General features: G+C 56.6%; 6 protein-coding genes. 2 read left to right on the forward strand and 4 right to left on the reverse strand.

The window, feature by feature from the left end:
- Together HMPREF3101_RS03740 and HMPREF3101_RS03745 are read left to right on the forward strand one after the other, a co-directional pair.
- A partial coding sequence (locus HMPREF3101_RS03740; protein WP_210386165.1) for a glutathione S-transferase C-terminal domain-containing protein occupies positions 1-681 on the forward strand: 681 nt, incomplete at its 5' end.
- Positions 682-858: 177 nt separating this feature from the next.
- Positions 859-1,260, forward strand: a complete 402-nt coding sequence (locus tag HMPREF3101_RS03745; protein WP_141737343.1) for a hypothetical protein — start codon at positions 859-861, stop codon at positions 1,258-1,260.
- Between the two features lie 32 nt (positions 1,261-1,292).
- Here the strand turns inward: HMPREF3101_RS03745 and HMPREF3101_RS03750 are convergent, their stop codons facing one another.
- From HMPREF3101_RS03750 to HMPREF3101_RS03765, 4 genes are all read right to left on the reverse strand, one after another.
- Positions 1,293-2,744: a purine-cytosine permease family protein gene (locus HMPREF3101_RS03750; protein WP_070462713.1), complete on the reverse strand. Its 1,452-nt coding sequence runs from the start codon at positions 2,742-2,744 to the stop codon at positions 1,293-1,295.
- Positions 2,745-2,831: 87 nt separating this feature from the next.
- A complete protein-coding gene (locus tag HMPREF3101_RS03755) occupies positions 2,832-6,368 on the reverse strand; it encodes a type I restriction endonuclease (RefSeq protein ID WP_070462715.1) in 3,537 nt (1,178 codons plus the stop codon).
- 2 nt (positions 6,369-6,370) lie between these two features.
- Complete coding sequence (locus HMPREF3101_RS03760; protein WP_070462717.1) at positions 6,371-7,582, reverse strand: restriction endonuclease subunit S; 1,212 nt, start codon at positions 7,580-7,582, stop codon at positions 6,371-6,373.
- A partial coding sequence (locus HMPREF3101_RS03765; protein WP_168160152.1) for an HsdM family class I SAM-dependent methyltransferase occupies positions 7,575-8,756 on the reverse strand: 1,182 nt, incomplete at its 5' end. The genes HMPREF3101_RS03765 and HMPREF3101_RS03760, both read right to left, overlap by 8 nt.

Here is an 8,756-nt window from a genome sequence, read left to right on the forward strand (position 1 = left end):
GAAGAAGCAAGCGGCAAGGTGGTGACCAATGACTACAACTCGATGGTCCATGACTTCCAAACGCAGTGGACCGACTACCACCGCGCCGGCGCGCCCAACCTGCTACCGCCGGAGGATCAACGCGAAGAGATGGACCAGGTCAATGACCTCCTCTTCCACAAGTTCAACAACGGCGTGTACCGGGCCGGGTTCTCGGCATCGCAGGAGGGCTATAACGCTGCCTATGCGGATGTCTTCGAGGTTCTCGACTGGTTAGAAGACCGCTTGGCAACCCGTCGGTTCATCATGGGTGAGCACATCACCGAAACCGACATCCGCGCCTACACCACCTTGATCCGTTTCGACGCCGTCTACCACGGCTACTTCAAAACCAACCGGAACAAGATCAGCGAAATGCCGAACGTGTACGGCTACCTACGCGAGCTCTTCCAAACCCCCGGCTTCGGTGACACCACTGACTTTATGGAGATCAAGCAGCACTATTACATCGTGCACCGCGAGATCAACCCCACACAGATCGTTCCCGACGGACCAGATCTTTCCGGATTGGCAACGCCCCACGGACGCGACCAACTTCCAGGTGCACCGTTTGCCGAGGGCACTACCCTGCCCGGCAAAATCCCCGAAACCGAGCGTTTGAAAAATCCCACGAAATTCCAGCAGGAGCTCTTCGGAGATTAACGCTAAGCCACATCTGTTCGAATGGCCACCTTTCGGTGTTGGCGGTCGGTTTTATAATGTCTCCTCGTCCGATCACAACAAAATAAGGAGGCGTTGTTGGGCGAGCTGCTCAAGGCCGCAGTGGGGTGTATTGAAGCCCCGTCCCTATTTCCCCGAGAACTGAAAATATTGGCGCAGGTGGCGTTGCTTGCTAACGACACCACTGGCCCCGCCCTCACCGCCACCGGCATAGTCCACCAAGCAACAGCAGGCCGGGTGGAAAACTTCGGCGGTCCCCACATGACCAACTGGCTCAAGCGAGACATCATCGAAGCGACCCTGCCCACCTTCATCGGTACAGGTTGGCTTCAGGAGGTCCCCGGCCCGGAGAACGACGGTGCCTACCAACTCAACCTGATGCGGCTAAAACGGCTTCTTGGCGTAGCGGAGGCGCACCTGGCCACCGGCGAGCACGACCAGGAGGCGCTTGAACAGGCGGACCGTGAACTGCCCGGCGACTTCGACGGCGACTTCGACACAGCGCCCGAGGATTTGGCCGAACAGGTAGACCGGATCTTAGTCAGCAACCCGGCGCGTTAAGCTGCCGAGTCGGGCGCGGCAGAGCGCGGCGTCTAGGCCGCAGTCTCTTCCTGACGGCGGATGCGGCCGCGGCGCCCAAACCATGCCGCCACAAAGGAGAGCACGAGTGCGACGAGCACACCCAGGTTTGCGTCCGCCCAGTGCTCCCCAACCAGCGGCAGGAAGTATCCCTGCCAGTTGTTCCAAGCCGCTTCCTCCGCGAACATGTTGGCCACAAGGCCCCACCCGATCACCGAGGCGACAACGAGGATGCCGATAGAGATCCAGTCCACGGCACCGTAGCGCCCTGCCGGGTCGTACAGCGCGGGCTCGTCGTAGTCCTTGGTGCGGGTGAAGATGTCCGCGATAAGGATGCCCGCCCAGCTAGCCAGCGGTACGCCAAGGGTGATCAAGAAGGACTGGAATGGTCCGAGGAAGCTTTGGGAGAAAAAGACCACCCAGATGGTGCCGATGGTCAAGATGACGCCGTCGATCGCTGCAGCCGCCGGACGTGGGATGTTGATCCCCAGTGTGAGCAGCGTCAGACCCGAGGAGTAGATGCCCAGCACCGCCCCGGAGACCAGCGCGAGGACCGCGGTGATCAAAAACGGCACGAGCACCCAGGTAGGCAGTACGACTGCAAGGGCACCGATCGGGTCGTCCGCAATCGCCTCCGCCAGCGATTCATCAGATGCGGCGAGCAGTAGGCCGAAGATAACCAAGATAACCGGCGCAATAGCGCCACCGAACGTGTTCCAGAAGATGATGGAACGGTCCGGTGTGTCACGGTGTTGGTAGCGTGACCAGTCCGCCGCAATGTTGATCCAGCCCAGGCCGAAGCCCGTCATCACCATCACCAGTGCACCGACCACGCTGCCCGCGGAACCGGCAGGGATTTCCTGGACCGCGGACCAGTCAATGCGTGGGATGGTCAGCGCCATGTACAACAGCGTCACCGCACCGGTGATCCAGGTCAGCACCGACTGCAGCTTCATAATCGTGTGGTAGCCCAGCACCGATGCCGCCACAATAAGCCCCGCAACGATGACGGTTGCGATCACCTTCGTGGCTGTGCCCGGATTACCCCCGAGTTCTCGTATCACTGTGGTGGTGGCCAGCACCGCCATGATCGCCAGGAACGTCTCCCAACCAATGGACGTCAACCACGAGACGATGCCCGGAGCCTTCTGCCCTTGCACACCGAACGCGGCACGTGAGAGCACCATCGTGGGCGCAGACCCACGCTTGCCGGCCACAGCAATGAGGCCGCAGAGGAAAAACGAGAACGTCACGCCGAGTGCGGTGACGAGTGCGCCTTGCCAGAACGACAGCCCAAACCAGAGCACGAACGAGCCGTAGGAAATACCGAACACCGAAATGTTCGCCGCGAACCACGGCCAGAACAAGTCGGAGGGTTTCGCGGTGCGCTCTGATTCGGGAACAATATCGATCCCTAAGGTTTCTACAACCGACGCACCACCTGCTGAAGGTTTGCTGTGTGACATACACGAACTATACGACGCTTAGGTGAAATGTCACCGATTTCTTTCCTTCTTAAAGCGGGGCGGGGTGCGACCGCAGGCTATGTAGCGTTAGTAATGCTCCACTGCGTACATCACCACGCCCTGGTACAGGTCACCGTCCACTGGCAGTGAGTGTCCGACGAACTGTGAGCGGACCACCTCGAACACGTTGGAGGTTCCACGGTTTGAAAGCGCTTCGTCCAGCGATCGGGCGAATTGTTCCTCAACGGTAGAGGCACCAGCATGCATGAGCATGACATCGAGCAGTGCTTGGATACGACGCTCAACCGGCGACTCATCCTGGGGTTCTTCCGAGCTGCCGATAAGAACGTCATCCGGCACTGCGATCCCGCGCGCCTTGTCCTCCATTGCGGCAACCGCAAGACGAGACATTGCTGCGGTGAGCACGTTCAGCGCATCTTCGCCACCGAGCATGAGGTTGGTGAACTGCTCATGCTCAGCATCGGCACCCAAGATTGCGGAAAGCACTTTGTCGCGAAGTTTCGGTGACTTCGCCAACGCTTCCTGCGGGTTCTTGGTGGCAAGAGCTTCCACTTCTTCATCGCTCGCCAACGCCTCCCACACTGCGTGAACCATGCGGGTATTCGCCGAGTTGGACATGTCGATCCCTGCAGCGGAGAACAGCTCGTTGACCTGCTCCCCCGCTTCACGGAATGCACCTTGCAGCGGATCTCCTGCCCCGCCGGTAGAGACGCGACCATCGAACCCTGGAACGGGAAGCGGTGCTCGCGAATCCTCGATGTTGAGTTTCAGCTCAACGCCGGTTTCAACGTCACCCATGACAGCGGTCTTCACTACCTCGACACCGGTGACGTAGTCCTCGTCGCGGGCTTTCTTGCCAAGCTTGAGGTTGCGCGCGAGCAGGTCCGCAAAGATTGCACGCTTGTGCAGGGTGACGTCTTGAAAGTCGATGAACTGGCTCAAGAAGTCCCATGCGTGGACGTACTTCACCAAGTTGGCGCGGAAATCTGTCGCCACTGCTTCGTTGTCCTTGTCCCCGGAGATCAAAGCACCTGCGTAGAACTCGGTCCACCGGGTAACGATCGGATCGATACCAACGCGGATCAGATTGTCTTTCTTCTTTACGTCGATGTCCCGATCCATCACCGTGTTGGCGATCGCTTCCATCTCCTCAGTGTCGTAGAACTGGGAGGTGTCCAACACGCGGGCAAGATCCGCAAGCACGTCCGGGTCTACCTCTGTGTCGATAGACGCCTGCGAGTAGTACGGCTGGAACGAGTGAAGAATCGTTTCGGGGTCATTGACGAAATCGACTACGAAGGTCTTGGTTTTGTTCTTTGAAGGCATCGTCCTGTTGAGACGCGAGAGCGTCTGAACCGCCATCACGCCGGACAGTGGCTTATCCACGTACATCGCTGACAGGCGTGGTTCGTCAAAGCCGGTCTGATACTTGTTTGCCACGATGAGGAACTTGTACGCCGCACCGTCGAACATCTTCGTCGTTTCCATGCGACGCTTGCCCTCAGATGCGTTTTCGTTATTGAGGGAGGATTCCGTAACGATTTCCTCGATGTCCTCATCTTTGGACACGTCGAGCGATCCAGAGAACGCTACAAGTGCTTCAAGCCCCTGATACTTCGAGTTGGACTTGATCACGTCCTGCACCGCCCGGAACCAGGTGTATGCGCTCATGCGGTCGTCGCAAACGACCATTGCTTTCGCGGTCGATCCGAGCAGGAAGCGCACGTTGTTGTTGAAGTGCTCGACGGCCACTTCAGCCTTGGAGTGGATCGTCTTCTCGTGGGAGCGAACGAAGTGCTTGAGTGCAGATTTTGCCTCGCCAAGAATGACGTCGTCTTCGCGGCCAAGTTGATCTTCGATCTTGGCGTAGAGCGATAGCGAGATGTAGTTCTGGAGCACATCCAGGATGAAGTTCTCGTCGATTGCCTGTGCCATGGAGTACAGGTCAAACGCCACGTACTTCTCTGGATTGTCCGGGGACGGCTCACCAAACACCGCAAGAGTTTTTGCCTTGGGTGTTGCGGTAAGCGCAACGAGAGTGACGTTCGATGACCGCGCGACTGCCGAGTCTCGCTGCTGCTGCAGACGGTCCTTTTCCATACGGGTGAGCTCGCCAGAAAGGGGCGAACCGGCACGATCGCTGAGCGCTGCCCCACTATCGGGTGTCTCTTCGTCTTCAATTTCCGTAGCCGCTCGTGTTGCTGCTTCCGCAAGCTCATCAGGGGTATCCGAGAGTGTCTCAAGCAGCGTACGCGACGCCTTGCCGTGCTGGGACGAATGCGCTTCGTCGATAATGACCAACCAGCGACGGTTCCGCAGTTTCGGGGAACGATCAATCGTTTGTGCCAACGCGGGGAAGGTCTGCAGTGTACAGGACAAAATACGCTTGCCCTGGGTGAGATAGTGGTTCAGTTTCTCGGACTTGGATGTGTCATCGCTGGTGATGTTGATGACCATGCCTTCAGAGGCCTGAAGTAGGGAAAGCCCATCCGCGACGTTCTTATCCAGCACGGTGCGATCCGTTACGACGATTACGCAATCGAAAAGTTTCGTCCCGTCTTCGTGGATCATCTTGTTGGCACGGTGCGCCAACCACGCAATCGTTTTCGTCTTGCCGGAACCCGCAGAGTGCTGGATCAAATAACGCCGACCGGTGCCGTTAGTAGCGACATCGCTTGTGACACGCTCAACAGAGCGCAACTGGTGGAAGCGGGGGAAGATCAGGCGCCCCTCGTTACCCTTCGTGGACGGCTCCCACAGTGCGTAATCTTTGAGAATGCGCAGCAGCAGATCCGGTGAGCACACCCATTCCCACAGGTAGGACACGTTGTACCCGTTGGGATTGTCTGGGTTACCAGCGCGGCCTTCCTCGGTTCCCTGATTGAACGGGAGGAAGACAGTATCGGTGCCGTTAAGTTCGGTGGTCATCATGACTTCACGCGAGGACACCGCGAAGTGGACGAGGCAGCGCCCAGGATTCAGCAGCGGACGTGTGGTGCGGTTCGGCTTACGGTCGTGCTTGTACTGGGCGACAGCATCATCAATCGACTGCGTGTTGTCAGTCTTGAGTTCCATCGTGATCACGGGGATGCCGTTGACCAACAGCACAAGGTCGATCTCGCCTAAGCCACCTTTTTCAAAGTGGACTTGTTGCAGCACGCGTAGGCGGTTTTCTTTCGCCTTTTCGATCACGTCTGTTTTCGCCGAGTCATACGGGTAGAAGCCCGCCATTTCCGGGAAATTCACCGTGCCAAGATCTGTTTGCGCAAACGAGAATCCATCCCGAAGTGTTCCTAAAAGTCCGCCGTTGACCTTCTTGGTGATGCCATCGAGTATCGGTGTGTAGTCGAGTTCCGTGGTCAGGCGTTTAAGCAGCCGATGTTCGCGAGTTTTACGTTCTGTGTCACTCGCAGTTTCAGGAATCGCACGTTCGTACTGATCCGGATACTGGGTTTTCAGCCAGTGAAGGACATCTTCGGGAAAGAGACCAAGTTCGGGGTCGAACCCCTTGTCGTTGGCACCCTCATTCCAGATCCAGCCTTGAGAGTTAAGAGATCGGCAGATGGTCAGTTCCATTGCTTCTTCAAGAATCGGGTTCACCATGATTAGACCTTTTTCCGCCCAGTAACGACTTCAGTAATCAGCGCAGTCTTGCGCGCTTTCAGGTTCTCAATGAGTCGGGTGGACTCTTCGATGAGCGCGTCCATACGTGACAGTTCCTCGCGTGCTTCTGTAACCCGCTTGTGCTGTTCTTCTGGGGGAATAAAAGCGACGGGCAAATTCGCTGCTCTCTCAGAAGACAAACCAGGAATCGTTGCACCTACGGTTTGCAACTCGATGTACCCGCTGTACAGGTGAGCACGGATCGTGTAGTCGAGGTACTCTCCGAGCCAACCAGATCGGGGGACCATTCGAATTACATGGTTTTGGAAAATCCATCCAGGCAAGTCCTCTTGAAGCGTCAAACTTCTACCGAAGCCAGCGCCACCTTCCACAATCACAACATCTCCCGCGTTCAGCGTGTATTTGTCAACCTCGTCCTGAGTGGCGTACATCGTCTGTTCATCAAGAACCAGTTGCCCGTGAGGTTGGATATTTGCAGCACGCACGTAATTGGCAGGGAAAGCATTGTCCTGCCCTTCATTTGGCTCTCCCTGGAAGGTTTTCCCTAGTGAGATTTGGGCGAATGTGCCCATTTTCATGGATGCATCCCCCGTAATTGCGGGATCAAACTTCGATTGGAGATACACTCCACGACGGGATTCAAGGCTAGATATAAGTCCCTCGAACTCTTCGATCATCGCGTCCATCTCGCTGATTTCCTTATCGAGATAATCAGCGATACGGCGCTGGGTTTCGAGATCAGGGAGGGGGATGTCGAAAGCCCTCAATGCTCGGATATTCAGTGTCGGAATAGTGCCAGGGTTCATTAGGAACTCGATATCCGCAGTGTGGAGGGCGTAATTAAAGAACCTCGGCATGACCCGCTCTAGTTTTGGAACTAACGCAACCATGTTGTTATCGATGCAGCACTGTTTATTGACCATGGCGAAACGCGCTAATCGAACAGCCTCTCCGATCTTCGCAAGCACTGTGCTTTCAGGCGGAATGATCGACGCCCCTAAGACTGCGGCGGTTTCGCGCGTGATTGAGTTTTGCGCAACGCTCAAATAATTCGATTCGTCAGTATGTGCAAGTGATCCTACCTTGTGAAACGGCAACTCAAGGTCTTCCTGTCCCTGCATGTCTAACGGAAATCCAGATCCGGAGATGGCTTGTGAAACAAGTCCCAAGTGAATTCTCGGAAACTCAGTCATCAGAACGCACCTCCCCGAACATGGCGTAGATACGATCCAGGGAGTCAGCGATATCCGCATCCAGTTCTTCCAGGGATCGGGACTCTTCCGGCTTGTAGAACAGGCGCGTCAAGGGTAGTTCCGTGCCAACCTTCGCCAAGGACTCGTCCCACTGCATATCCGGCACGAACGGGAGCACTTCGCGCTCCATATGCTCGGACACGTCTTCCAGGTACGGGACGCGCTCGATCACCTTGGAGGATGCATCCATAACCGGGTTTCCCTTCTCGTCCAAGGAAGCGGGCGCATTCTCGTCTTCCACTGCCAACGCCTTCATGACGTGGCGAAGCAGTGGCGCGCCCATTTTCACCCCGTGCGACTTCGCGGAAGCCTTTAACGCCTTTGGGAGATCGTTGTAATCGCGTCCCTGCATCTCGCGGATGACTGCTTCATGCTCCGGAAACGCAGACTTGTGCTTCATGGCTTCTGCCATGGTTTCATCCGTGACGCTGACGGCGTAGTGCGCCAACTTAAACATCGGCACATCGCGGTAAGTCAGTTCATCAGCAGTGACGATGATGGAGCGGTCACTTTCCTCGAAATCCTTGTAAATCTTCGTGATTTCGCGGATGTTGTCTTCTGTAAACTCCACGCGCTTTTGTCCCATGTTTTTACGCATAGGCGCGCAAATTTCGGTCGCGTCGATGAACTGAATCTTGCCGCGGCGACGTGGCTCCTTGTTCCTGTCAAGGATCCAGATGTAGGTGGCAATGCCTGTGTTGTAGAACATGTCATTTGGCAGCGCGATGATCGTGTCCAGCACTTCAACGCCGCCTTGCGCGCCGATGAGGTACTTGCGGATGCTGTCTGGACCACTCTCCGCATCGCCGGTAAATAGTGGCGAACCGTTAGTAACTACGGCTGCGCGCCCACCCTTCGTTGGTCCATCAGCGGAAGCAAGCTTGTGTGCGATGTGCATCAAGAACAACATCTGTCCGTCGCTGACAGCGGGAAGCCCCTCAGCAAAGCGTGGATCGCCCTGCTCCTGGAGCGCCTTGACGTCCTTCTGGAATGCCTTCCAGGACGAACCGTATGGCGGGTTCGCCATGATGTAGTCGAACGTGTCACCTTCATACTGATCATTGGTCAGGGAGTTGCCGAACTGTTGCGACCGGCTATTTGGTAGCAGTGTCGT

The organism is Corynebacterium sp. HMSC29G08 (assembly GCF_001806875.1).
In the GTDB taxonomy this organism is placed as follows: Bacteria; Actinomycetota; Actinomycetes; order Mycobacteriales; family Mycobacteriaceae; genus Corynebacterium.

What these genes read in the sequence shown, in the direction of transcription:
- HMPREF3101_RS03755 (WP_070462715.1), bottom strand. Translation starts at nt 6,368, where the DNA reads ATGGTGAACCCGATTCTTGAAGAAGCAATGGAACTGACCATCTGCCGA.
- HMPREF3101_RS03760 (WP_070462717.1), bottom strand. Translation starts at nt 7,582, where the DNA reads ATGACTGAGTTTCCGAGAATTCACTTGGGACTTGTTTCACAAGCCATC.
- HMPREF3101_RS03750 (WP_070462713.1), bottom strand. Translation starts at nt 2,744, where the DNA reads ATGTCACACAGCAAACCTTCAGCAGGTGGTGCGTCGGTTGTAGAAACC.